This is a genomic window from Paenibacillus intestini (assembly GCF_030803945.1).
Classification (GTDB): domain Bacteria; phylum Bacillota; class Bacilli; order Paenibacillales; family Paenibacillaceae; genus Paenibacillus; species Paenibacillus polysaccharolyticus.
Window position 1 is genome coordinate 726,866 of the sequence record NZ_JAURUN010000002.1, and the last position, 24,335, is coordinate 751,200.

The 24,335-nt window shown below is 46.4% G+C and carries 22 protein-coding genes; 3 read left to right on the forward strand and 19 right to left on the reverse strand.

What is annotated here, in order from left to right; all coding sequences use genetic code 11:
* The first annotated feature begins 44 nt into the window (after positions 1-44).
* Positions 45-266, forward strand: coding sequence for an alpha/beta-type small acid-soluble spore protein (locus tag J2T16_RS08350; protein WP_017689472.1), 222 nt, complete (start codon positions 45-47; stop codon positions 264-266).
* A gap of 98 nt (positions 267-364) precedes the next feature.
* On the opposite strand, the gene J2T16_RS08355 is transcribed toward J2T16_RS08350, so the two are convergent.
* From J2T16_RS08355 to J2T16_RS08410, 12 genes are all read right to left on the reverse strand, one after another.
* A complete protein-coding gene (locus J2T16_RS08355) occupies positions 365-928 on the reverse strand; it encodes a lytic transglycosylase domain-containing protein (protein ID WP_336122247.1) in 564 nt (187 codons plus the stop codon).
* The gene (gene coaE / locus J2T16_RS08360) at positions 925-1,521 is read right to left on the reverse strand and encodes a dephospho-CoA kinase (protein WP_336122246.1); all 597 of its coding nucleotides are present in this window, start codon (positions 1,519-1,521) and stop codon (positions 925-927) included. Before coaE ends, J2T16_RS08355 begins: the two co-directional genes overlap by 4 nt.
* 30 nt (positions 1,522-1,551) lie before the next feature.
* Positions 1,552-2,316, reverse strand: coding sequence for an MntP/YtaF family protein (locus tag J2T16_RS08365; protein WP_186811653.1), 765 nt, complete (start codon positions 2,314-2,316; stop codon positions 1,552-1,554).
* A gap of 149 nt (positions 2,317-2,465) precedes the next feature.
* Positions 2,466-3,293 (reverse strand): DNA-formamidopyrimidine glycosylase, encoded by an 828-nt coding sequence (mutM, locus tag J2T16_RS08370; RefSeq protein WP_308722103.1) that lies wholly within the window; start codon positions 3,291-3,293, stop codon positions 2,466-2,468.
* A gap of 60 nt (positions 3,294-3,353) precedes the next feature.
* The gene (polA, locus tag J2T16_RS08375) at positions 3,354-6,008 is read right to left on the reverse strand and encodes a DNA polymerase I (protein WP_336122245.1); all 2,655 of its coding nucleotides are present in this window, start codon (positions 6,006-6,008) and stop codon (positions 3,354-3,356) included.
* Between the two features lie 247 nt (positions 6,009-6,255).
* A complete protein-coding gene (gene phoU / locus J2T16_RS08380; protein ID WP_090920525.1) occupies positions 6,256-6,915 on the reverse strand; it encodes a phosphate signaling complex protein PhoU in 660 nt (219 codons plus the stop codon).
* A 63-nt stretch (positions 6,916-6,978) separates the two neighbouring features.
* Positions 6,979-7,734: a phosphate ABC transporter ATP-binding protein PstB gene (gene pstB / locus J2T16_RS08385; RefSeq protein WP_090920265.1), complete on the reverse strand. Its 756-nt coding sequence runs from the start codon at positions 7,732-7,734 to the stop codon at positions 6,979-6,981.
* Positions 7,735-7,986: 252 nt separating this feature from the next.
* Positions 7,987-9,183 carry a methyl-accepting chemotaxis protein gene (locus J2T16_RS08390; RefSeq protein ID WP_499018118.1) on the reverse strand — a complete coding sequence of 399 codons (1,197 nt, stop codon included), beginning with the start codon at positions 9,181-9,183 and terminating at the stop codon, positions 7,987-7,989.
* A gap of 149 nt (positions 9,184-9,332) precedes the next feature.
* Positions 9,333-10,061, reverse strand: a complete 729-nt coding sequence (locus tag J2T16_RS08395) for a response regulator transcription factor (RefSeq protein WP_090920260.1) — start codon at positions 10,059-10,061, stop codon at positions 9,333-9,335.
* A gap of 141 nt (positions 10,062-10,202) precedes the next feature.
* Entirely contained in the window at positions 10,203-12,032 is a 1,830-nt protein-coding gene (pnpS, locus tag J2T16_RS08400) for a two-component system histidine kinase PnpS (protein WP_499018119.1), read from the reverse strand.
* Positions 12,033-12,204: 172 nt separating this feature from the next.
* Entirely contained in the window at positions 12,205-12,549 is a 345-nt protein-coding gene (locus tag J2T16_RS08405) for a cupin domain-containing protein (RefSeq protein WP_221786461.1), read from the reverse strand.
* Positions 12,550-12,902: 353 nt separating this feature from the next.
* The gene (locus J2T16_RS08410) at positions 12,903-13,775 is read right to left on the reverse strand and encodes an SDR family oxidoreductase (protein WP_221786460.1); all 873 of its coding nucleotides are present in this window, start codon (positions 13,773-13,775) and stop codon (positions 12,903-12,905) included.
* Between the two features lie 427 nt (positions 13,776-14,202).
* Here J2T16_RS08410 and J2T16_RS08415 point away from each other — a divergent pair, with 427 nt between their 5' ends.
* Entirely contained in the window at positions 14,203-15,762 is a 1,560-nt protein-coding gene (locus J2T16_RS08415) for a histidine kinase N-terminal 7TM domain-containing diguanylate cyclase (RefSeq protein ID WP_499018120.1), read from the forward strand.
* Positions 15,763-16,041: 279 nt separating this feature from the next.
* On the opposite strand, the gene J2T16_RS08420 is transcribed toward J2T16_RS08415, so the two are convergent.
* From J2T16_RS08420 to citZ, 4 genes are all read right to left on the reverse strand, one after another.
* Positions 16,042-16,467 carry a hypothetical protein gene (locus tag J2T16_RS08420; RefSeq protein ID WP_154983046.1) on the reverse strand — a complete coding sequence of 142 codons (426 nt, stop codon included), beginning with the start codon at positions 16,465-16,467 and terminating at the stop codon, positions 16,042-16,044.
* A gap of 135 nt (positions 16,468-16,602) precedes the next feature.
* Positions 16,603-17,544 (reverse strand): malate dehydrogenase, encoded by a 942-nt coding sequence (gene mdh, locus J2T16_RS08425; protein ID WP_090920243.1) that lies wholly within the window; start codon positions 17,542-17,544, stop codon positions 16,603-16,605.
* 28 nt (positions 17,545-17,572) lie between these two features.
* Complete coding sequence (icd, locus tag J2T16_RS08430; RefSeq protein ID WP_154958182.1) at positions 17,573-18,865, reverse strand: NADP-dependent isocitrate dehydrogenase; 1,293 nt, start codon at positions 18,863-18,865, stop codon at positions 17,573-17,575.
* A 147-nt stretch (positions 18,866-19,012) separates the two neighbouring features.
* Complete coding sequence (gene citZ / locus J2T16_RS08435; protein WP_221786458.1) at positions 19,013-20,125, reverse strand: citrate synthase; 1,113 nt, start codon at positions 20,123-20,125, stop codon at positions 19,013-19,015.
* 495 nt (positions 20,126-20,620) lie between these two features.
* On the opposite strand from citZ, the gene ytvI reads away from it, so the two are divergent.
* On the forward strand, positions 20,621-21,739 hold the full coding sequence (ytvI, locus tag J2T16_RS08440; protein ID WP_090920232.1) for a sporulation integral membrane protein YtvI: 1,119 nt from the start codon (positions 20,621-20,623) through the stop codon (positions 21,737-21,739).
* Between the two features lie 122 nt (positions 21,740-21,861).
* Here the strand turns inward: ytvI and J2T16_RS08445 are convergent, their stop codons facing one another.
* The 3 genes from J2T16_RS08445 to pyk all read right to left on the reverse strand — a co-directional run bounded on the left by J2T16_RS08445 (position 21,862) and on the right by pyk (position 24,334).
* Positions 21,862-22,266: an FxsA family protein gene (locus tag J2T16_RS08445; protein ID WP_090920522.1), complete on the reverse strand. Its 405-nt coding sequence runs from the start codon at positions 22,264-22,266 to the stop codon at positions 21,862-21,864.
* A 1-nt stretch (position 22,267) separates the two neighbouring features.
* Positions 22,268-22,774: an acyl-CoA thioesterase gene (locus J2T16_RS08450; RefSeq protein WP_373323200.1), complete on the reverse strand. Its 507-nt coding sequence runs from the start codon at positions 22,772-22,774 to the stop codon at positions 22,268-22,270.
* A 132-nt stretch (positions 22,775-22,906) separates the two neighbouring features.
* On the reverse strand, positions 22,907-24,334 hold the full coding sequence (pyk, locus tag J2T16_RS08455) for a pyruvate kinase (RefSeq protein WP_090920229.1): 1,428 nt from the start codon (positions 24,332-24,334) through the stop codon (positions 22,907-22,909).
* Position 24,335: the final 1 nt, after the last annotated feature.

The window sequence follows — 24,335 nt, forward strand, 5'->3', positions numbered from 1 at the left end:
GCGACACATAATACTTTTACCAACCCGCGAGGAGGTGAACAGCAATGGCACAAAGCAACGGTAATTCCAACAACTTGGTTGTAACTAAAGCTTCCGCAGCCCTGGAGCAAATGAAATATGAAGTAGCTCAAGAACTCGGAATCAGCATCCCACAAGATGGGTACCAAGGTAACATGACTTCTTACGAGAACGGTTCGATCGGTGGATACATCACGAAGCGTCTGGTAACAATTGCAGAACAGCAATTGGCAGGTCAATACCAATAATTATCTGCATCGTAATACGTTACACAGAGGAGCATGGGGCGGCCGGTACACTACCGGTCTGCTCCGTGCTTCTCCTTATCTTTTTCCCAGCAATCGCTCTAGAACGTATCGTAGATCTTCACATACTGATTATAATAGTAAATAACCCGTTGTACATAGTGGCGTGTCTCGCCAAAAGGAATATCCTTCACCGTTTCAAGCGTGCCATCCCATACACCATTTTTCAACCAGCTGCTGACCTTCCCCGGTCCTGCATTATAGGCTGCAATCATCACAATTTCATTGCCACCGAACTGGTCAGACAGATTACGCAGATACCATGTCCCCAGTTGAATATTTCGCCCGGGTTCATGTTTCAATTCATCAAGCGAAGTATCCGGAATTTTGGCTTGTTCCAAAATCCAGTTCGCCGTATCCGGCATGAGCTGCATCAGTCCGATCGCACCCCGCTTGGATTCTTTGCTTGTTTTGAAATTGGTCTCCACCTTAATAATCGAGGCGATCAGAAACGGATCAACCTCATAGCTCTGGGATTGCGCCCGAATCTCTTCCTTATACTCAATCGGATAAAACCAGGCCATCCAGTTCGTATTTAGAAATAACACAAGTACAAAGGAAACAAACATGATCAGCAGTACACGTTTTTTACGCAATATTTTCATAATAAACCCTTATGAGTTAAAAATGATTCAAGCTGCTTCTCCGTCTGAGCCCATGATCCGCTGTTATCAATAACGATATCTGCCCGCTCTTTTTTGCGTTCAATATCCATCTGAGCCGCAATGCGCGCTTCGGCGTCAGCCTGGGTCATTTGATCCCGATTCATCAGTCTCTCCAGTTGTACTGCTCTAGGTACATATACGACCATAACTTCCGTAAAACCTTCCTCAAGACCGGACTCGTACAGCAACGGAATATCCGACACCACCAGCTTGTCCGGATGTTTCAATTCGTATGCAGCCGCTCTCTCACGCATTTCCTTCCGGATCGCCGGATGAGTGATGGCCTCAAGCGCTTTACGTTCCTCAGGGTGCTGAAAAACAATACTCCCTAACTTTTTCCGATCCAGTGTTCCGTCCTCATTCAAGATAGCTTGTCCAAACCGCTGAACAGCGGCAGCCAAAACGGGATGCCCAGGCAACATAACTTCCCGGGCAATAACATCTGCATCGATGAGCAGCGCTCCCTTACTGGCCAGATAGGCGGAAACACTGCTTTTGCCTGTTGCGATTCCGCCCGTTAAGCCTATATTCATCGTCTCACCTCATAACAGCTTTATTACTCCTCAAAACAACTTGAATATTCCCATAATCATTAACAGCAGGGCCGGCAGAACTGAGAGTTTCTGCATCCAGCGCTGTGCTGCAAACCGTAATCCTACCTTCATGCCAAGTGACAGAAACGCCCCACTAAACAAAGCAATCACCAGTGCTGTCCACAGCGTAGGAAATCCAAGCAATGCCGCACCCAGACCTGCACCAAAGGCATCCAGTGACAGCGCAATTCCGAGCCACATCGCTTCCTGTGCGGAGATACTGCCTGAGTTATCCATGTCCGCCTTGGACGGGCTGCGCAAAATTTGAATAACCACACCCAGCTTGCGCAATTCCAGTGTAAATACCATGCGCTCCACCGAACCATCCGTTGGCGATGGTTGCACTTCCAGAACCATTAATTGATTCTTGCTTCTGGATGAAAGCCCCGATTCCGTTGTTCCCTTTTCTTGAAGCAATCTCTCCTGCACCAATTCACTCTCAGCTTCCTCACGTTCTTTGCCCCGCCGCCTGATCAGTTGCAAAAGCGACCACGCACCAATCACAATGAGAATGACAGCCCCCACAATTGAAGCTACTTCTGGGGACACAACATGAGATAAGAGCACACCAACCTGCATAGATAACGCGATTACCAATCCCGAACAAAGCGAAATAATAGCAATGGATAAGAGCGGAATCTTGGTCCTCCGAAGTCCATATGTAATTCCAACTCCAAAACCATCTAAACTCACTGCAAAAGCAAGCGCCAGTAATGAAATAAAATGATGCAGCACCCCGGATTCCTCCCCTGTGCGGTACGTGCCAACTGATGATGTCAGTATGGGTATATGCCCGCTTATTTCTGCCATATCAGTATATGGAGGGAGGAATCCAAGGGTGCTATGATTTCATCATTTCATTGATTCAGTTCTGGTTCGGGAGATCAAAGTCGTTGACAATTCGGGCAAAAATGCGTCCCACGTCCACCAACGACACTTTTTTCAATCAATGTGCCGCAGGTATGGCAAGGCTCCGCTTTACGGCCATAAATTTTCAGCTGATGCTGGAACATGCCCATCTCGCCTTGCCCATTAACATATGACTTGATCGAGGAACCTCCTGCATTCACGGCATCCTGCAGCGTAGCCACAATGGCTTCATGCAAAACCTTCAGCTGTGCTTCGGTCAGCGTCTTCGCAATCGTCTCGGGATGTATACCTGCACGGAAGAGAGCCTCGTCCACATAAATATTCCCGATGCCAACCACATATGCCTGATTCAGCAATACAGCTTTAATTTTGGTCGTACGTTTCCCCACTGCAGCGCGGAATGCGTCCACGGTAAAAGCTTCATCCAGTGGTTCCAGTCCAAGCTTCATGAGCGGTTTCGAAACCAGCTCTTCACCTGCGCTGAACAGATGCATCGTTCCAAACTGACGAACATCCTTGTATCGCAATTCCGTGCCATCATTGAAGTGGAAGATGACATGAGTGTGTTTCTCCACCTCTTCGTGCTGATGATACACACCATAACGTCCCTCCATCCGCAGATGGGAGACCAGCACAAGCCCGTCCAGCAAAATCCGTAAAAACTTGCCCCGGCGCTCTACACCAATCACGGTATGTCCTGCCAGTTCCAATGCAAATGCTTCTATATCGTCAGGCCGCTGAATAATCCGCGGCAAATTAACGGTAACATGATCAATCGTTTTACCTACAATAAGTTGATTCAACGTTCTTCTGACTGTTTCGACTTCCGGTAGTTCCGGCATGATGTTCTCACCTCCCTTATATTATAACGGAAGATGACGCTCAGCGGGACCCTTTCTTATCTATTTTGCTTCATACCAGTTCTCACCAAAGCTAACCTCAGCTTTGAGCGGCACCGACAGCGGAAGCGCCTTTTCCATCACCGAAGGCACAAGCTCCTTCATCAGCTCCAGTTCATCCGCCGGCACTTCAAACACGAGCTCATCGTGTACCTGAAGTAACATACGACTCTGTAGCTTACGTTCGCGCAACGCCTCGTCCATCTGTACCATCGCCAGCTTAATGATATCAGCCGCAGTACCTTGGATCGGTGTGTTCATCGCGGTACGTTCCGCGAAGGAGCGTAGATTGAAATTACTCGCGTTGATTTCGGGCAGATAACGACGGCGTTCCAGCATCGTTTTCACATAACCGTCCCGGCGTGCATCCTTCACAATATCATCCATATACCGGCGCACACCCTGGAATATCTCAAAATACTGATCGATGAACTGTGCCGCTTCTTTCCGCGTAATGTTCAAGTTTTGCGATAGACCATAATCACTGATTCCGTATACGATTCCGAAGTTAACCGCCTTCGCAGAACGACGCATATCGCTGTCTACATCCTCCGGCTTCACGCCGAATACATCGGAGGCGGTCTTCGTATGGATATCCATATCATGTACAAAAGCTTCCTTCAGACGTTCATCATCTGAAATATGTGCCAGTACACGCAGTTCAATCTGAGAGTAGTCGGCTGCGAGAATAGACCAACCCGGCTCGGACGGTACAAAAACCTTACGAATTTTGCGTCCTTCTTCCATACGAATCGGAATGTTCTGCAAGTTCGGGAACTGGCTACTCAGTCGTCCTGTTGCTGCAATGGTTTGACGATAGAACGTATGCACCTTGCCATCCCGGTCGGATATCTCTTTCAGCAAACCTTCCACATAAGTGGATTGCAACTTGGCAAGCTGGCGATATTGCAAAATATGCTGCACCACGTCGTTATAAGGAGCCAGCTTTTCCAGCACTTCAGCGTCAGTGGAGTAGCCTGTTTTTGTTTTCTTCACGACAGGCAGGCCCAGCTTGTCAAACAAAATCTCGCCGAGTTGTCTAGGTGAGTTCAGATTAAACTCCGTACCGGACAACTTGTAGATTTCCGCCATCAGCTTGCCGATCTGTCCTTCAAATTCACGACCAAGGGCTTGTAAGTCTTCTGTGTTCGCCTTGATTCCCTGCTTCTCCATGTCGGCAAGAATACGGGATAACGGCATTTCGAGCTCATGGAACAGCGAATTCATCTCATCGCTCTCCAGCGCTTGTTCCTGAAGGGGGATAATCGCGGCCAGCGCAGCGGCTTTCCGGCATAAGAAATCGCCCAAAACATCCGCCTCTGGTACTCTGTATTTAGCCCCTTTCCCCAGAACGCTATCGTCTTCAACCAGTGAAGGCAGCCCATACTTGGACGTCAGCCCGCTGATTGTCTGATTCGACTCGGTCGGGTCAAGCAAATAAGCAGCAAGCTGCACATCAAATGATGCACCTGCGAATTCAATGCCATGTGCATGCAAAGCCAAATCCACGCGATGCAGATCATATCCACGCTTCGGCTGGTCGGCACTTGCAAGCCATTCCCGTACAGGAGAGGCCGCTTCAGACTGTAGCAATTCCGGAGATATGAACGTATATTTCTCCCCGGCGCCTACAGCAAGACCAACAAGCTTCGCCTGATGCGGATTGTCACCATGCGTTTCCACATGCAGCACATCGATCGAATCCAACATATCCATCAGATCAGCTATGTTATCTTCTGTTGCAATCGTAGATTCAACCTCAGCCGCTGGAACAGCCTCTTGCTCGGAAGCCACGCTACCGCTAAAGGACAAACGCTCCAGCAATGACTTAAACTCCAGCTTAGCCAGTGCAGGCCCTGCACTCGCTTCTTTCAATCCATCAAACTGCATATCATCCCACGTCTGCTCGAGCGGAACCTCACGGTGAATCGTCGCCAGCTGTTTACTCATGCGTGCATCTTCGGCATGGGTTTCAATCTTTTCCTTCATCTTGCCTTTCAGTTCACCCGTACCGTTCAGCACCTCTTCGACCGATCCAAACTGATGCAGCAGCTTCAGCGCCGTTTTCTCCCCAACACCCGGAATACCCGGAATATTATCGGAAGCATCGCCCATCAGACCTTTCAGATCAATAATCTGTAGTGGTGTCAGACCGTAACGTTCCTTAATCTGAGCCGGGTCGTACAGTTCAATCTCCGTAACCCCTTTACGCGTCAGCCCGATATGTACATGCTCGGAAGCAAGTTGCAACATATCCTTGTCACCCGATACAACGAGAACCTGTCTGCCTGCATCATCCGCGCGTTTGGTCAGTGTTCCGATAATATCATCCGCCTCGAAACCAGCCAGTTCAAACTGCGCGATCCCGAGGCCTTGCAATAACTCTTTAAGCAATGGGAACTGTTCGGACAACTCCGGTGGTGTTTTTTCCCGTCCACCCTTGTATTCCTGGTACCCTTCATGACGGAACGTCACTTTGCCCGCATCAAACGCCACCATCACGTGTGTAGGCTTGTGTTCTTCCAACAAACGAAGCAACATCGTCGTAAAGCCGTATACCGCATTGGTGTGCAGACCTTTCGAATTGGTCAGGGGTGGCATTGCAAAAAATGCCCGATAAATAATGCTATTTCCATCTATAAGAATAAACTTGTCCATTCCAGCACCTCGCGTATCATATGGTCAGACTGTACTTACATACCTACTCTCATGATACCATACCTGCCACCTACATCAAAAAAACTTCACACCCCTTTTCACCACATTTCTTCCGCAAAAAAAGAACCTCCTTCCCAGTCAGCCTGTGCACAGGCCAGCCGGAAGAAAGTTCTCCATTTCGATCATATTATTTTATCTTGTATGTCTAATATTCCTCGCTTGTGCAGCATAGCCTGCCCAGAACAACTTACTGGTTCAGGTCCGGACGCTGACCTGTCACCAGATACACCGTGCTCTCACCGATGTTGGTCGCATGATCACCAATACGTTCAATGTAACGCCCAACCATCAAGAGCAACATAGCCTGAGATGCATTCGTTGGATGTTCAGTCATTAATGTGTAGAGGTCACGAATCATATTGCTGTACAACTGATCGACTTGATCATCGGTTTGTGCCATTTTATAGGCCAGATCGGTATTTTCTTTCAAATAGGACTCAATGGACTCATCAATCATGGATTTCACCACTTCCGCCATACGTGGAATATCCACCAGCGGCTTGATCAGCTCTTGACCTTCCATACGGATCGTTACCTTTGCCACGTCGAGGGCCAGATCGCCCATACGCTCCAAGTCACTAGAGATTTTGAAGGCCACGATAATGCGTCTTAAATCCTTCGCAACGGGCTGCTGTGTGATAATAAGCTTGGAGCCCAGCTCCATGATTTTGTCCTCAAGGGCATTGAGATTCGCATCATTCTTAATGATGATCTGAGCTTTTTCTACATTCAATGTCTGCAAACTCTCAATCGCACCGTCCAAGGCATTTCCTACATGTTCCCCCATTTGTTTCAGCAGGGAGCGCAGTTCTTCCAGCTCTTGATCAAATTCTTTTCTGCGAATCATAGATTTCATGTCCTCCTTCTCCATCATCTCCGGGTAAGCCGGGATCATCCTGTTCAGCTCGCCTTAACCAAACCGACCGGATATATAGTCCTCGGTCCGGGAATCTTGCGGTGTGGAGAATAACGTCTCCGTATCAGCTGCCTCCACCACCTCACCATTCAGGAAAAATACCGTTCGTCCAGATACTCGTGCTGCCTGATGCATGTTGTGAGTAACCATGACGATGGTATATTTATGATGCAACTCTTTGACCAATTCCTCGATTTTCAGCGTGGAGATCGGGTCCAGCGCCGAAGTTGCTTCGTCCATCAACAACACATCCGGCTGTACAGCCAGTGCACGTGCGATGCACAGACGTTGTTGCTGTCCACCAGACAGGCTTAACGCCGATTTTTTCAGCACATCCTTCACTTCATCCCACAATGCCGCATGAACCAGACTCTGTTCGACGAGTTTATCCAGTTCTGCTTTTTGGGTTACGCCGTGCAGACGTGGTCCGTACGCCACGTTGTCATAGATCGATTTTGGAAAAGGATTCGGCTGTTGGAATACCATTCCTACCCGTTTGCGCAGCGTCTCCACTTCAATTTCATTACTGTAAATATCTGAACCGTTCAGCATAACTTGTCCTTCCACACGAACACCCGGGATCATGTCATTCATCCGGTTCAACGTACGGAGCAATGTCGATTTACCGCAGCCTGACGGCCCGATAAACGCTGTGACGGTTTTCTCCGGCAGATCCATCGATATATTTTTAAGCGCGTGATGCGTATCATAGTATAAATTAAGTCCATCAATGTGAATGAGGTCTTTCATGGATGCTCACTTCTCCTTCGTTGCAGGGATCATCGGATTCCCTTTACGTTGAGACCGGCGTTCATATTCTCTACCAATCAGCACAGTCATCTTTAATATCCTAACGTAACATTGTAAAAACAGTACCACCTTCATGTTAACGGAATGTAAAAACACCTGAAGAAGACCTAGTCCGTTATATCAACGTCCCAGGTCTCTCTTTTTTGATCTGCGCGATTTCCGTTATACGCTGTGCCTCGGTTGTGCTTTAGTTCACAGCTCGGAATGATCCGTAATCATGGCCTTCAGCTTCAACTGGATATTCTCTGCGACCCTGCCAGCTTCCCCGCCTTCAGCAGCAATGGTCTCCACGATGCAGGACAAAGCTTTTACTGCATGATTTAACTTCCCAAACGCTGCCGCACCTTCCTGCACATACTGCGCACTCTCATCGATTTCAGTACCACTCGCCTGAATGAGGGATACGGTCTGCTGGGTTAAACTTTCAATATCCTGAAGCAATACGGTCATGTTTCCAGCCACTTCTCGTGTCTGTTTGGCAAGTGCCCGGATCTCTCCGGCAACAATCTGGAACCCCCGGCCGTATTCTCCGGCATGCGCAGCCTCTATCGATGCATTCAGTGCCAGCAACCCGCTCTGATCCGCCAGCGTTCGAATGGAACGCGCCATGCCTGCACCCGTTTTGATGGATTCGAGCATCTGACTTGCGTGTTTGCCCTGATCCCCCATATGCTCATGAACCTGAAGGTAGGAAGACTCAACTTGACGCAGACGCCCTTCTCCCTCATTGGACAAGAGGATAACTTGCCCTGCTTCCTGTACGGTCTGATTCGCCGCTTGAACCAGTTTGGTTACAGCCGCATGAATGCGTGAAATTTCCTGTCCACTCTCCGTCACGGTGCATATGCGATCTGCGGATGCCTTCTGCTGAAGTTTACGAGAAAGCGACATCACATCACGAATCGTGAGTACACCAAGCAAGCGATCCTGTTCCGTTACGAGCAGGCAGTCATAAAAATGATCCTCGTCCCGCCGAAGCGCGGCGTCAATAATAGCGGCGGGTTCCATATGTATATCTACAATAACCGGTGATGCGTTAGCTACATTCATAATCGGTTTACGATAAAATAAGTCCGCTGCGAACCTTCCGTTCAGTAAACGATACAAGCTCTCACGCATCAATAATCCTATCGGTTTCATGTGTTCATTACAGAGCACAATACATGGATGCTCCAGTCCATCACTTAACATCGCCGCAGCCTCTCCGCAAGTAGTATCTCCCCTAGCTATAGGCACCTGACGGAAATATTCAGTCAAAGAAACGGCATGTTCCTCCTGAACTTCACTTGTTGATTCGTTCGATTCCAACTCCGGCACGAACGATGTTTCTTCCCCTTTTTGTAAACTGACATCCAGTTTCTCAGGTCTAGCCTCTAACAACATGGGCATAATTACACATTCTCCTTTACGTGTTAGCTCCGCCCTAAGGTGGGTTTTTAGGTACAAAGTATCACTTGGATAACCTCATCCTACTCCACATAAATGAAGAAAAATCTTTCTTTGTGTAAAAAGGAGGTAAAATAAAACTCCCCGATCATTTAACTAGAATGATGGGGAGTTTTTCTTTTGACAACCAATTTATAACCTACACCGCGGATGGAATCGATATGAACGGATTCAGGGTCAAGCTCCAGCTTTTTACGTAATGAACTGACGTGCACATCCACGGTCCGCTGACCTCCGATATAATCAAAACCCCATACGGCATTCATAAGGTCATCCCGGGTGAGCACCACGCCAGGCTTTTTAGCGAGATATAACAGGACTTCGAACTCCTTCGGACGCAGGCTGATCGATTGTCCTCCCAAAGTCACTTCATACTTCAACGGATAAATTTCAAGTTCACCAAGAATAATACGTGAGCCGTCTTTATCCTCAGGCTGCGGTAAATCGTCGCCATTCGAATAACGTCTGAGTACCGCATCTACACGTGCCAAAAGCTCGGATACACCAAACGGTTTCGTAATGTAATCATCTGCACCCGATTTCAGCCCTTGCACAACCTCGGCTTCACCGTTCTTGGCGGTAAGAATAATGACAGGAGTGCTTACTCCCTGAATACGCAGTTTGTTCAAAATATCCAGACCATTCATGCCTGGCAGCATCAGATCCAGTAGAATCAAATCGAAATCCTGAGACAAGGCCCGGTCATATCCTGCTGACCCATGATCCTCTGCCGTTACGTCATAACCTTCCTGTGTCAGGTTATACGTAAGTAATCTCGATAATGTCGGTTCATCTTCAATAACCAGCAAACGCTGTGCCATGATACCCCTTCTCTCTTCATAGGTTGTCTGTTGCCACAACACTTTTTCTATCATAGCACTAATTTGTTAACGCTGTGTAAAGCAAATGGCTCATTTTACATTTTGCTTCTCTAAGCCTACCTTTTTCTTTCCAAAGTAAAACTAGACTTCTTCTTCTTGAATTAAAGGCAGGATTACCCGGAAGGTGCTTCCCATCCCTAGTTCACTTTCGACCGACAATTTACCATGATGAAGCTCCACCAGGTGTTTAACGATAGAGAGTCCAAGTCCTGTTCCTCCCGAATTCCGTGATCGGCCTTTGTCTACACGGTAGAAACGTTCAAAGATTCGCGGCAAATCCTTCTTGGGAATACCAATTCCTGTGTCGGACACCGAGAAAACCACCTGCTCTTCCTCACTCGTCTGATCCATCTTCACCTGGAGTTTCACCCTTCCACCCTCAGGTGTATAGTTAATGCCGTTGGATAACAGATTAATGAAAATCTGCTTCATTTTATCCTCATCCGCTTCAATATACAGTTCCTCCGGTACATTCATTTCCAGACGAATCTGCTTTTTCTCCGCTACCTTGGACAAAGTTCCAAGCACCATTTCGAAGAAGGAATGCACATGCACTGGTGAACATTCCAGCGGTGCACGTTTCGATTCAATCTTGGACAACTCCAGAATATCTCCAATCAAGCGGTTTAGTCGATCACCTTCATCATAAATAATCTGCAGGAAAGAACGTTCCGTTTCCTTATCCTGTACACCGCCGCTTAGTAAGGTTTCTGCAAATCCCTTCACTGCTGCAACAGGTGTCTTGAGTTCATGAGAGACATTGGCCACAAACTCGCTACGCATGGATTCCAATCTGCGAATCGCAGTTACATCCTGTAGCAGGAATAACATTCCCCGATATCCGCCATTGTCTTCTGACATCGGTACACCATCCAGCCTTATCAACCGTTCTTCCGGGTTAAATACACTTACTTCTTCGTGCATCCGTTCCTGATTAGCTACGCTCTCTTCAATCGTGCGTGTCAGCTCGTAATGCCGCTTGAGTTCCGTGTAAGGTCTTCCTGTAACCTTCACGGCCTGAATACCGAGCATACGCTCTGCTTCCCGATTAACCAGTGCAATCGATTGCGTTGCATCAATCATGACGATCCCACCCGTCATATTCGCCAACACACTTTGAAGCAATGCTTCATTGTCCCGAATCGTTTTGAGCTGGGACTGCAGACTATCTGCCATGCCGTTAATCGCCAGACCCAGCTGGCCGATCTCGTCCCTGCGTGTAACTTTTACTCTCGCATCATACTCCAGCTTTGTAATCCGGTGTGCCACTTTGGTGATATGCTCGATGGGCGACGTTAGACCTCTAGCTACCCGGTAACTGACAAATGCCACAATGAGAAAAAGCAGGCCCAGCGCAGCAAACATAATCATCCATCCGCGTTGCAGTCCTTGATCCACCGCTTGCAAACTCATAGACAACCGAATATAACCGTCAAATTTGCCACTTGGTATCTCAATCATGTCACTTTGATCCGAATTAACAGGCAACGCGACATACAGCATGTCCTGCCCTAACGTTGCACTATATCGGATGGACTGTCCGAAAGCATTTTCGTTAGCCGTCCTAATCTCTTCCCGATTCAAGTGATTATCCATCGTTGCAGGATCACTCTCGGAATCGCCAATGACGATACCGTCTTTATTGATAAAAGTTACTCGCGAGTCTGTTAGACGATCCAGTTCCAGCGCTCGGTCCGAGTAATATTTCCGAGTTTCCGCTGATGTCGGATTGGAAGCATCATGAAAAGGGAATGTCGCTTTTAACAAATTAATTTCACGCACCATCGTTTGTTCCAGTGCGGCGATATGAGTAGTCTTGAAAACTCTGCCCATCGTATATCCGGCTACAATGACGGATACGCCAATGAGTACCATCATGATTAGAGCGAGGCGAATGCGAAACGGTCTCATTAATCTCTTCCTTCTGTTATATTTTAGTCCGTTGAACAACAAGACAATTTACATAACCACTCTGATGACAGAATAACCTTCCAATCCCTGTTATCTTCAGGTTTTTTCTGCACTCTTCGTCCATATGTAAATAAGTTAATATTAAATTCAAATGATGAAAACAAACCATTATTTATCCATTTAGTTCGTTACGGTCACCGCGTGTCGTTGGATGTGATATAACTAGAAATTCCACATCTTGTGCACCTCGATTTTGCATCTGATGGGGTGCTCCCGGCGGGATTTCGATGCCTTCATGTGTTTCCAGTACATAGGTCTCTCCATTCAGCTCCATACAAGCCTCACCGCTAAGAACAAAAAAGAATTGGCGACTCTTCACATGTACATGCCTTGTTTCTGTCGTGCCTGCGGGCATTCGCTCATGAATCACACTAAGTGTCTCTCCCTGAACCAGATGCCAACCATCACACTGAGCTCCCCATATATAATGTGATGCCTCTTGTTTGCTAATCTTCATATGAGTGCCTCCCGAATATGTTATCCGGTTTATCATATCACATCTAATGAGATATCTTTCCATGTAAAATGAGCAATAAATCTGCCTTCTTCCCCTCTGACTCACCCCATTGCTTTAAAGTCAGACCTGTATAAGGTATCATAAATATATCAACGCAGATACAGACTTTTGTAAATCACATCTTACAATAGATAGGACTTCAACCTGCCTCCCCTGTTCGAAACCCTCTTCTTATTTGAAAAAAATATATAAAGAAAGACGGGACGCCACTATGCTTTAGCGTCCCGTCTTTCTCTTCTCAAAACAGCGACTATCCTCGCCCGTTCCGCAATGCCATTTGCCCGGTGCATCACCTAGCCGTTAACGACTTCGCCGCCGTTCACATGCATCACCTGTCCGCTGACATAAGAAGAGTCATCAGAAGCGAGGTACACATAAGCTGGTGCCAATTCATCCGGCTGCCCTGGACGTTTCATCGGTTGCGTGGCTCCGAATTCACTTACTTTTTTCTCATCAAATGTCGAAGGAATCAAGGGTGTCCAGATCGGACCAGGAGCTACGGCGTTCACACGAATCCCCTTTTCAATCAGATTCATCGACAATGAACGGGTGAAGGATGTAATTGCCCCTTTAGTCGACGAATAATCCAGTAACGTCGGGCTTCCCCGATAAGCGGTTATCGATGTTGTGTTAATGATGGTGCTACCTTGTTTCAGATGTGGCATAGCCGCCTGTGTAACATAAAACATACCAAAGATGTTGGTACGGAATGTTTTTTCCAGTTGCTCTGGCGTAATATCCTCCAGGTTTTGTTGCGGATGTTGCTCAGCCGCATTGTTAACCACAATGTCGAGTTTGCCAAGTTCATCGACCGTTTGTTGAACGCTTTTCTTCGCAAAATTCACATCACCGATGTCACCTGCGATAAGCACACACTTGCGCCCTTCCTGCTCCACCTGACGTTTCGTTTCCTTGGCGTCCTCATGCTCACTCAGATATACAATCGCCACATCGGCGCCTTCCTTGGCATAGGTCACAGCAACAGCCCGTCCAATCCCGCTGTCTCCTCCCGTAATCAAAGCCACTTTGTCCAATAGTTTGCCGGCTGCCTTATACTGCGCCCTCTCGAATTCAGGCTTGGGATTCATCTTGGATTCAATCCCCGGACGCTGATCCTGATGTTGTGCAGGCATCGTTTGTTGTTTTTGCTGGGTAGTGCTTGACATTGTACCTTCTCCTTTCAAAATGAACATGTTTGATTTTAAGAAGACTTGGACACAAATAACATGCTTCCTTGTCTCTCATTCGTCATAACTCTCATTAGTCTCATTCTGTAGGATGGCATGAACCGACCAGATTATTCTTCTACTGGACAGCAATGCGAACCCTCATAATTACTGTCATTCCTTATTTACCACATATATGGAAATCCAAACTTTGTATTTCGTCACCATCTGCATTTGTGAATATTCGAATTTTTTTCGAAATTGACCTGTTTCATCATACAAATGGTGTTCCTAAGCAGATAGGGCTGATGTACAATGTACAGTGTGGAGATTATATTCATCTTTTTTTAGTCACCTAGCGTGATTAGCAGCATCATCTCATTTGCTTCAATACGACAACAATCTAATTTGACATGGAGATCTGAACATGGAATCGCATATTACTACTTACATTACACTTGTGACCACGTCAGCCGTGCTGAATCTGTTTCTGTGTATGTATACGTACTTCAGAAGAGCCCATTTTCCAAACGCCAACATCTTTATCCTGTACACGGCTTCCCTGTCCGTATATACCTTCGGATATGCCATCGGCCTCGCCAGTAATACACTGGAACAGATGAAGTTCTGGAATATCGTCCAATATATTGGTATGCCGATCTCTGCACCGCTTGGCCTGCTTCTCATGATTCATTACACTGGAAAAAAGTTGTCTAAATGGCTGACGTCAGCCTTATTCATCATTCCTTCCATTACCGTCTTTCTGGTTGCTACGAATGATTGGCATCATCTCTATTACAAAAGAGTATGGTTACGTGAGGATAGCACAGTCCCCGTCATGGCGATGGATATTGGTCAATGGTATGTTGTCCATGGTGCATTTACGTTCTCCTGCCTTTTATGTGCTGGCCTTATCTTAATTGGGCAATGGCGTCACACCAAAAAGATGTACCGTCGTCAACTGCTTACGTTAATTGTGTCGCAGATTATTCCGATGGTTGCTGCATTTGTGTACTTACTTGGCGTGACTCCGTTTGGCCTCGACCCAGTTCCCGTACTGATGTGTGTTACATCGGCTATGTATATCTGGGCTATTCTGTCCTCCAGACTGTTAACCATTGTACCGATCGCCAAAGAAAGTATTTTTGAAAGTATGCGCGAAGGGGTTCTTGTGCTGGATAGTTCCTATCGTCTTGTCGATTTCAACAGATCCCTAAGACTGATGTTACCTGAGATTGAAACATCGATGGTTGGGCAACCCTTGAATGACATCTGGCTTCGTCTTGCAGGAGAGACCTTTCCCGTTGAATATGAAAGAGAAGGGCTGCAAACCGACTTGTACTGGCAATTAAACGGAGAAACCGTCTGTTACCAAGTCAGGACGTCTTATGTATTTAACAAAAATCCTCAAGTTGTCGGTATTCTCATTATGCTAATCGACATTACCGAACAACGTTTTTTACAAGAACAATTGAAACAACTAGCTTATTTCGATGGTTTAACCAAAATATACAATCGGACTCAATTTTTGAACAAAGGAAGAGAATGGCTTCAAGAAGCCCGGCTTAATTTTCACCCCATCTCTTTTATCTTGTTTGACATTGACCATTTCAAGCGTATCAACGACACGTACGGTCATGATGCGGGTGACCAAGCCATCGTTCATGTTGTATCCGTGTGCAATCGTTATTTAAACAGTGAAATGTTATTCGCCCGTTACGGCGGAGAGGAATTTGTTATCGCTTTGCCGAACATGGTACTCCAGGAAGCATATACTCTTGCAGAGCAGTTGCGAATGGCTTTGTTAAATCAACCGCTCAACCTAGAGGGCAAGTCCATTCCGGTCACCGCCAGCTTTGGTGTCTCCCAAACGGTTGGCGAGTCGGATACCCTGGAATCTTTGCTACGTGACGCCGATCACGCCCTGTATGAGTCCAAACGGAATGGCCGAAATGCAGTACGAGTTCATGGTTCTGGTGTTAGCTAATGATGAGTTGCGGGGTATTCAGGTTCCCGGCAGTCATTGAATAAAAGATCACAAAGCAAACAGACAGCCTTTGTAGGCTGTCTGTTTGTTTGTATATCTGTGCGGTTTGATTCAATAGAACCCGGCGTTACTCACGCCACATGGTTAAAAGCGTACATGTTTCATTAGCAATAGCTTTTAGCGCTACCCCTTGTCCTGAACATGTGCAAACGCTTCACCTTATACTCATAGTTATCGTTTGAGAATCAACATTAGACCCTGAAGCCTCTTATTCTTCTATTAGAAAATGGATCTGTCCACCATCAGGTACACCATGATGAGTAAGAACACGGCAAGCAACGTGCTGAACGTACGAATTTTGCTTTGGTATGGTGTTACATCCTTATTACTTTTCACGCCTTCTGCGGCAAGACGTAACGGTTTACCCATAATTCCGCCAATGGCTGCAATCGCGAGAAGAATTACTACGACAACAGCCATCCAGATGTGGGAGTAATCTCCCTTTGTCATCAGATAACCACCTGTAAGAAGCTGAATAACAAGCGCATACTGTGCAACTTTGTTTAAGGAACGAAGTGACGCGAATGCTCCCTCCTGTGCTGGCAAGCTCAATGTGCGAATTTTACCTACCACGAATGGCAAAATCAGATAAAATCCCATGGCCAGTGCTCCGACGATATGGAGCAAATACATAATCATTGTCAAAATTTTCATCCTCCTCAACATATTCGCTGTGCTGTATATCACATTTTATTATACTGGGGAACTTATCCAAAGAAAAGAAAACCTCCGTATTTACGGAGGTTTTCTCACTTTTCATGTTCAAAAAGTCTTCAAAACTTAAATATTAACGATTGAAATGACGTTACGCACCGAATCTGCAGACGTATCAAGCGCTGCTTTTTCTTCGGCTGTCAACTCCAGTTCGAAAATCTTCTCAATTCCGTTGCCTCCCAGAACGGTTGGCACACCGAGGAAGAGATCCTGATATCCATACTCACCTTCAAGATAAGCAATAACCGGAATAATGCGTTTTTTGTCCTTCAAAATGGCCTCCGTCATCTGGACCAGTGAAGCTGCCGGAGCATAGTATGCACTGCCATTACCCAGCAGGTTAACAATCTCACCGCCGCCTACACGGGTACGTTGCACAATCGCATCAATGCGATCTGCTGGAATCAGGGTATCGATTGGAATACCGCCTACACTCGAATAACGAACGAGCGGTACCATATCGTCACCATGACCACCCAGCACAAAGCCACGTACATCCTCTACGGATACATTTAACTCCTGCGCAATGAACGTACAGTATCGGGCAGTGTCGAGAACACCCGACTGTCCGATCACGCGGTTTTTCGGAAAACCGAGTGTCTGATACGCTGCATACGTCATTGCATCTACCGGGTTGCTCAGAATAATGACAATGGACTCAGGGCAATATGTTTTCACATTTTCACACACGGACTTCACGATACCTGCATTCGTATTCACCAGATCGTCACGGCTCATGCCCGGTTTGCGGGCAATTCCGGCTGTAATGATCACAATGTCTGAACCAGCTGTATCCTCGTAGTTGGAAGTTCCCACGATATGACTGTCGAACCCTTGCACAGGGCTAGCCTCCAGCAGATCGAGTGCTTTACCCTTGGTCGGATTCTCCAGTTGAGGAATATCAACCAGAACAACATCCCCGAGTTCCTTCTGGGCAAGCATCAGTGCAGTTGTAGCACCGGTAAAACCGGCACCAACGACTGTGATTTTTTTGCGCTGAATAGTCACGATTCACATCTCCCCTTACAGGTTTTTGTTACAGGTTGCTAATGATTTGATCAGCGAATTCGGAACATTTCACTTCTGTTGCGCCGTCCATCAGACGTGCAAAGTCATACGTTACCGTTTTATTGTTGATGGATGTTTCCATGCCTTTGTAGATCAGGTTAGCCGCTTCTTGCCAGCCCAGGTGCTCAAGCAACATTACGCCGGAGAGGATTACGGAACCAGGGTTCACGACATCTTTATCTGCGTATTTAGGTGCAGTACCGTGTGTTGCTTCGAAGATAGCATGTCCAGTTACATAGTTGATGTTCGCACCAGGTGCGATACCAATTCCGCCAACTTGCGCTGCGAGAGCATCGGACAGATAGTCACCGTTCAGGTTCAATGTAGCGATCACGTCGAATTCACCCGGACGAGTCAATACTTGTTGCAGAGCGATATCAGCAATGGCATCTTTTACGATGATTTTGCCAGCATCTTCAGCTGCTTTTTGCGCTGCATTAGCTGCATCTGTACCGTCTTTTTCTTTGATCACATCGTATTGTGCCCAAGTGAATACTTTGTCGCCAAATTCTGCTTCAGCCACTTCGTAACCCCAGTTTTTGAAGGCACCTTCAGTGAATTTCATGATATTACCTTTGTGTACCAAAGTAACGGTTTTGCGGTTATGGTCAACAGCATATTGTACCGCTGCACGAACCAAACGTTTCGAACCTTCCTCAGATACAGGTTTGATACCGATACCGGAAGTTTCAGGGAAGCGAATTTTGTTAACACCCATTTCCTGTTGCAAGAACTGGATCATTTTTTTCACTTCTTCAGAACCTTCAGCGTACTCGATACCTGCATAGATGTCCTCTGTGTTTTCACGGAAAATAACCATGTCAACCAGCTCAGGACGTTTAACCGGGGAAGGTACCCCATTGAAATAACGTACAGGACGCAGGCAAGTGTACAGGTCAAGCTCTTGACGAAGTGCCACGTTCAGGGAACGGATACCGCCGCCGATTGGCGTAGTCAGAGGTCCTTTGATGGCTACGATGTACTCACGAATCGCTTCGAGCGTATCGTTCGGCAACCACTCTCCGTATGTATTGAATGCTTTCTCACCAGCAAACACTTCATACCAAGCAATTTTTTTAGTACCGTTATATGCTTTTTCTACTGCTGCATCCAGAACACGTACAGAAGCTTTCCAGATGTCACGGCCTGTACCGTCACCTTCGATGAATGGAATGATTGGATTATTAGGTACTTGAAGCGTACCGTTGTCAATTTGAATTTTTTCGCCTTCAGTTGGGAGTGCAAATTTTTCCAATTTCATAATTACAATTCCTCCTAAGTTTTGGTTTCACAGTATGAAGCATACCACATTTTTGCAGGAAGGAAGGGCTGTCTCTACTCGGCAGTATAGCCTCGCATTCACAAGCCCCTCACCTCATCTATATGATTATACTGTTTTTGCTAAAGTTTAGCGAAGATCGATGGAAACGTATTTCTGATCTGTTGGGCCCGTGTACTCGGCACGCGGACGGATAATGCGGTTATCTGCAAGTTGCTCCAGAATATGCGCTGTCCAACCGGACACACGGCTGATCGCAAAGATCGGTGTGAACAATTCCTGATCAATCTTCAGTTGAGTGTATACGGAAGCGGAATAGAAATCGACATTTGGCTTCAAACCTTTTTGGCCTGTCACGATTTCTTCAATCTTCACGGACATCTCATACAAACGGGTATCGTTGTTCATCTCACCCAGTTCTTTGGACATCTTCTGCAAATGCTTTGCACGTGGGTCACCATTTTTGTACACGCGGTGTCCAAAGCCCATGATTTTCTCACGGTTATTCAGTTTTTCCTGAATAGCCGCTTCCAGACGATCCGGTGTACCGATCTCGTCCAGCATTTTCATAACAGCTTCGTTTGCACCACCATGCAAAGGCCCTTTGAGTGCACCGATCGCAGAAGTTACGCCTGAGTAAATATCAGACAGGGTCGCTACCGTAACGCGGGCAGCAAACGTCGAAGCATTCAGCTCGTGATCTGCATGCAGAACAAGTGCCTGATCAAGTGCTTTTACCGCGGTTTCGGACGGCTCTTCTCCTGTCATCATGTATAAAAAGTTCTCAGCGATGGAAGCGCCTTCTTTTGGAGCCACAGGCTCTTGCCCCTTACGAATACGTGAGATTGCCGCTACAATGGTTGGCAATTGCGCTTGCAACTTCACCGCTTTGTTTTCATTCGCAGCCTCTGTCATCTCGTCGGCTTGCTCATCATAAAGCGCAAGCGCGGAGACTGCAGAGCGTAGAGCTGCCATCGTGCTGATGTGTTTTGGATACAACTTGATTTGGGCGATCAATTCGTTTGGAATCGGCGCGTAATCGCTCAGACTTTTACGAAGTGACTTCAATTCATCTGCTGTTGGCAATTTGCCAAACCAGAGCAAATAAGCAACTTCTTCAAAACTTGCATGTTCAGCCAAATCATCGATATCGTATCCACGGTATGTAAGCACACCGTCTACAATAGAGCTGATCGAAGAGGTTGTTGCAACGATGCCTTCCAGACCTTTGGTAGCTGTCATATTACATCTCTCCTTTAATAAGCGAAATCAGAAATCATTCTAAGTCATATCAGTGCCAAAGTGCACCTAACCTCTTTTGTAAACCGTTTCATTTTAAAAATGACCTAAGTTGTCAAAATTCGGTTTTCTTATCTGTCAATCGGTATTTACTTATATCATCATACTGGATTTTGTCGTTTATGTGAACATGATGAGAGTTCATTCGCACATCAAACATATTTATCGGACCGATAAAGCATTTTTGAAAACCTTTACACAAGCAGGGTTGGGATTTAATGTGTACTAAACAATTTATGTCATTAGAGAAATCAAACCAAAATATAGTCACAAAATCTATTGCTATAATTTGTAAACCTCAGGCATACTTTAGGCAGACGATGTGCTAAGCAGGATTCCGGCACACGGTTGGAGACTGTTCTTTTTGGCGTTTCAAAAGCTTACGATTGCTCTATATTAATAAGATAAGCTCTTGATTGAATAAAGGGGAGTTGAACCTTGGATCGAATCATTCTCAAACGTCTGCTTCGCGGTCTGTGGGTTATTGTAGCTACCTTTCTGATCGCCGTAGCCGTATATCTGTTGTTCCCGCTGTTATATCCTTTTGTTATTGCCTGGATTATTGCCTACGCGATGAATCCGCTCGTAAAGTTGCTCCAGAACAGGCTCCGTTTTCCACGCTGGCTCGCGGTTACCTTATCACTTCTATTGTATTTTGGGGCAATCGCTGTAATTTTATCTGCGGCTGTTACTCGTATGGTTAAAGAAGTCATTTCACTAACCACCAGTTTCGATCTGCATGTGGACGAAATCAAAGAAACGTTTGTACGCTGGACGCAGAACGATACGATCCAAAGTTTGATAGCGCAGATTAACGATTTTTACAAAGAAAACCCGAATTATCAAGAAACCATTAACAGTAACATCAGCAAAACAACAGAGACCGTCGGAACAGCGGTAAGTGACCTTGTTACTGGGTTTTTCAACCTGATTTTAAACCTGCTGACCTCGCTACCTAATATGGGTGCAGTTCTCATTGTGGTGTTGCTATCTACCTTCTTCATTAGCAAAGGCTGGACGCGTCATAGCATTACCGTCTCTGGTTGGGTTCCGTCTGCAGTTCGCAAACCGATCTCTGATATCTGGAATGATCTCAAAAAAGCCCTCTTTGGTTATGTACGCGCACAGCTGATCATGATCTCGATTACAGCGCTGTTCGTCATGATTGGGTTGCTTATCCTTCAAGTCAAGTCAGCGTTCACGATCGCTCTGCTGATTGGTCTGGTCGACCTGCTCCCCTATCTTGGTGTCGGTCTGGTCATGGTACCTTGGGCGGCGTATTTGTTCATGAACGGGGATATCTATCTTGGCATCGGTATTAGTGTGATCTATCTTATCTTGCTTATTGCCCGGCAGATCATTGAACCGAAAGTTCTTGCCAGTAGTGTGGGGCTAGACCCACTCGCAACGTTAGTAGGCATGTTTGTTGGCTTGAAGCTATTTGGTGTGCTAGGCCTCATTATCGGTCCGGTGAGTCTTGTGATTCTCGATGCCTTTAACCGTGCCAATGTACTTCGTGACCTCAGGACCTATATCATTAATGGCAGAGTCCGATGAGTCTGATTGAAGAGCATTAATCACAATCCTTTTCCAGTTAAACTAATGCAAAAAAGTCTCCGTTCCAAGCAGAAGGTGTCTGCAGAACGGAGACTTTTGGTTTAAACGAGATAGATGCTCTCCTATTTCGGACGGCGATAAAATGTAATGCTGCCGTTTCTCATCTTTTTCTCCAACCAGCCCAGGAAGAATAACCGATAAACTGGACGTGTTAACGGAAATACTAACGTAAAACCGATGAGATCGGTCACAAAACCAGGGATCAACAGCAAGAATCCGCCGACAAAAACGAAAAGACCATCGACCATTTTCCGCCCAGGCACCTTGCCGCGTTCCATCTCCTGTTTGGCGTCCATCAATACCTTACGCCCTTCAAACTGCAACATGGCTATACCAATCAAGGACGTGAGAATCATAAGAAGCAATGTTTTTCCGGCCCCGATCCAATCACTCATCAGAATGAAACCAAACAGCTCAATTACCGGAATTAATAAAAGTAAAGCCCACATCCATTTTCGCATTGATATGTTACTCCTTTCCTGAGAACCACACCTTTTCAAGCGCGCTGTATAGCTCTGAAGCGACTTTATCCAGTCTAACCGGCTTCCAGTCTGTATTCACCCACACATGCTGGGTAGATCCCGTCACCAATCGTTCACCTGGGAGTGATTCATCATGTGCCCACACCCGTTCACCGACAGCGAGTGAAGCATCATCTTCCTCAGACATACGTCTTATGTCGTACTCGTAATTCAGGCGCAAGCCGCTAAAAGCAGTGATTCGAGTGAAAATGATGATCTCGTCATCGTAACGCGCCGGTTTATGATACTTCACATCCAGACCGGTTACAGGAAGCAACAGTGCCTGTTCTTCCATTTTACGATATGTATACCCCATTTGGCGAATCATCTCGGTACGGCCGATCTCGAACCAGTTCAGGTAGTTCGCATGATAGACAACCCCCATCTGGTCGCTCTCCTGATAACGTACACGAAGACGAGCTGTATACCAGTTACCATTACTTTCTTTTCGCACGTTCTCAGCCTCCTTGGCTCTACCATTCATACGCTTCAAATCACAGAATCGTGTCATGAAGATGGAAAAAAAGCAACGGGACATAAGGCCCCATTGCTTCTTTCATGTTACTTACCGAATCATACGCTACAATTAAGCGTTGTTTGGAATTTGGCTAACTTTGATCAGGTTAGTAGAACCGGAGCGACCCAGAGGTACACCTGCTGTAATGACAACCAGGTCTCCTTCTTTAACCAGTCCTGATTTTACGCCACCTTCAATTGCATTTTCGAACAAAGCATCCGTAGAATCAACCAATCTACCTTTAACAGGAGTTACACCCCATGCCAGTGCCAAACGACGGGAAGTTCTGTCTTCTGTCGTTACAGCGATGATTGGAGCTTCTGGACGATATTTAGAGATCATACGTGCAGTATGTCCGGATTCTGTCGAAGTGATGATCGCTTTTGCGTTCAAATCTTGAGCGGACAGAGCAACGGATTGACTGATCGCTTCAGTAACTGTTGTTTGTTGTGCAACGCGTTGTTTCAGATACAACTCTTGGTAAGGCAAAGCAGATTCTGCTTTTTCTGCAATACGGGACATTGTCAGCACGGACTCTACCGGATATTTACCGGCAGCTGTCTCACCAGACAACATGATTGCATCTGTACCGTCAAAGATTGCGTTGGCTACGTCACTTGCTTCCGCACGAGTCGGACGCGGGTTACGTTGCATCGAATCCAGCATTTGTGTAGCTGTAATAACCGGTTTACCCGCAACATTACATTTTTCGATCATGCGTTTTTGTACCAGTGGTACTTCTTCAGCAGGGATTTCCACACCCAGGTCTCCACGAGCAACCATCAGGCCGTCAGACACTTCAAGGATTTCGTCCAGGTTGTCGACACCTTGTTGGTTTTCGATTTTGGAGATAATTTGAATGTGACCTGCATTATGTTTCTCAAGCAATTCACGAATTTCAAGCACGTCGCTTGCTTTACGAACGAAAGAAGCTGCGATGAAATCGATACCTTGTTCGATACCAAACACGATATCGTTAGCATCTTTTTCAGTGATACCCGGCAGGGAAATCGCGACGCCTGGAACGTTAACACCTTTTTTGCTTTTGATTGTACCGCCGTTAACGATACGGCATTTGATCTCGGTGCCTTGTACTTCCACCACAGTCAGTCCGATCAGACCGTCGTCGATCAGAATTGTAGATCCAGCTTCAACATCCTTAGGAAGATCTGCATACGTAATGGAAAGACGATCTTTGGTTCCCAGAATTTCTTCTGTCGTCAAAGTGATGTACTCGTCCTGAACCAATTCAATTGGCTCAACTTCAAGTTTACCTGTACGAATTTCCGGTCCTTTGGTGTCCAGCAGAATTGCTACAGTTTTGTTCAGCTCTTCACATGCTTGGCGAATCGCTACGATCCGTCCGCCGTGCTCATCGAAATCACCGTGGGAGAAATTCAGACGGGCTACGTTCATGCCAGCCATAATCAGTTTCTTGGTATTCTCCAGGGATTCACTGGATGGGCCAATCGTACATACAATTTTCGTTTTGCGCATT

Coding starts and splice junctions, on each gene's coding strand:
- mutM (WP_308722103.1), bottom strand. CDS start 3,293: ATGCCGGAACTACCGGAAGTCGAAACAGTCAGAAGAACGTTGAATCAA.
- J2T16_RS08395 (WP_090920260.1), bottom strand. CDS start 10,061: ATGGCACAGCGTTTGCTGGTTATTGAAGATGAACCGACATTATCGAGA.
- polA (WP_336122245.1), bottom strand. CDS start 6,008: ATGGACAAGTTTATTCTTATAGATGGAAATAGCATTATTTATCGGGCA.
- pnpS (WP_499018119.1), bottom strand. CDS start 12,032: ATGAGACCGTTTCGCATTCGCCTCGCTCTAATCATGATGGTACTCATT.
- icd (WP_154958182.1), bottom strand. CDS start 18,865: ATGAAATTGGAAAAATTTGCACTCCCAACTGAAGGCGAAAAAATTCAA.
- phoU (WP_090920525.1), bottom strand. CDS start 6,915: ATGATTCGCAGAAAAGAATTTGATCAAGAGCTGGAAGAACTGCGCTCC.
- pstB (WP_090920265.1), bottom strand. CDS start 7,734: ATGAAAGACCTCATTCACATTGATGGACTTAATTTATACTATGATACG.
- J2T16_RS08405 (WP_221786461.1), bottom strand. CDS start 12,549: ATGAAGATTAGCAAACAAGAGGCATCACATTATATATGGGGAGCTCAG.
- coaE (WP_336122246.1), bottom strand. CDS start 1,521: ATGAATATAGGCTTAACGGGCGGAATCGCAACAGGCAAAAGCAGTGTT.
- J2T16_RS08390 (WP_499018118.1), bottom strand. CDS start 9,183: ATGCCCATGTTGTTAGAGGCTAGACCTGAGAAACTGGATGTCAGTTTA.
- J2T16_RS08355 (WP_336122247.1), bottom strand. CDS start 928: ATGAAAATATTGCGTAAAAAACGTGTACTGCTGATCATGTTTGTTTCC.
- citZ (WP_221786458.1), bottom strand. CDS start 20,125: ATGACAGCTACCAAAGGTCTGGAAGGCATCGTTGCAACAACCTCTTCG.
- J2T16_RS08410 (WP_221786460.1), bottom strand. CDS start 13,775: ATGTCAAGCACTACCCAGCAAAAACAACAAACGATGCCTGCACAACAT.
- pyk (WP_090920229.1), bottom strand. CDS start 24,334: ATGCGCAAAACGAAAATTGTATGTACGATTGGCCCATCCAGTGAATCC.
- J2T16_RS08415 (WP_499018120.1), top strand. CDS start 14,203: ATGGAATCGCATATTACTACTTACATTACACTTGTGACCACGTCAGCC.
- J2T16_RS08350 (WP_017689472.1), top strand. CDS start 45: ATGGCACAAAGCAACGGTAATTCCAACAACTTGGTTGTAACTAAAGCT.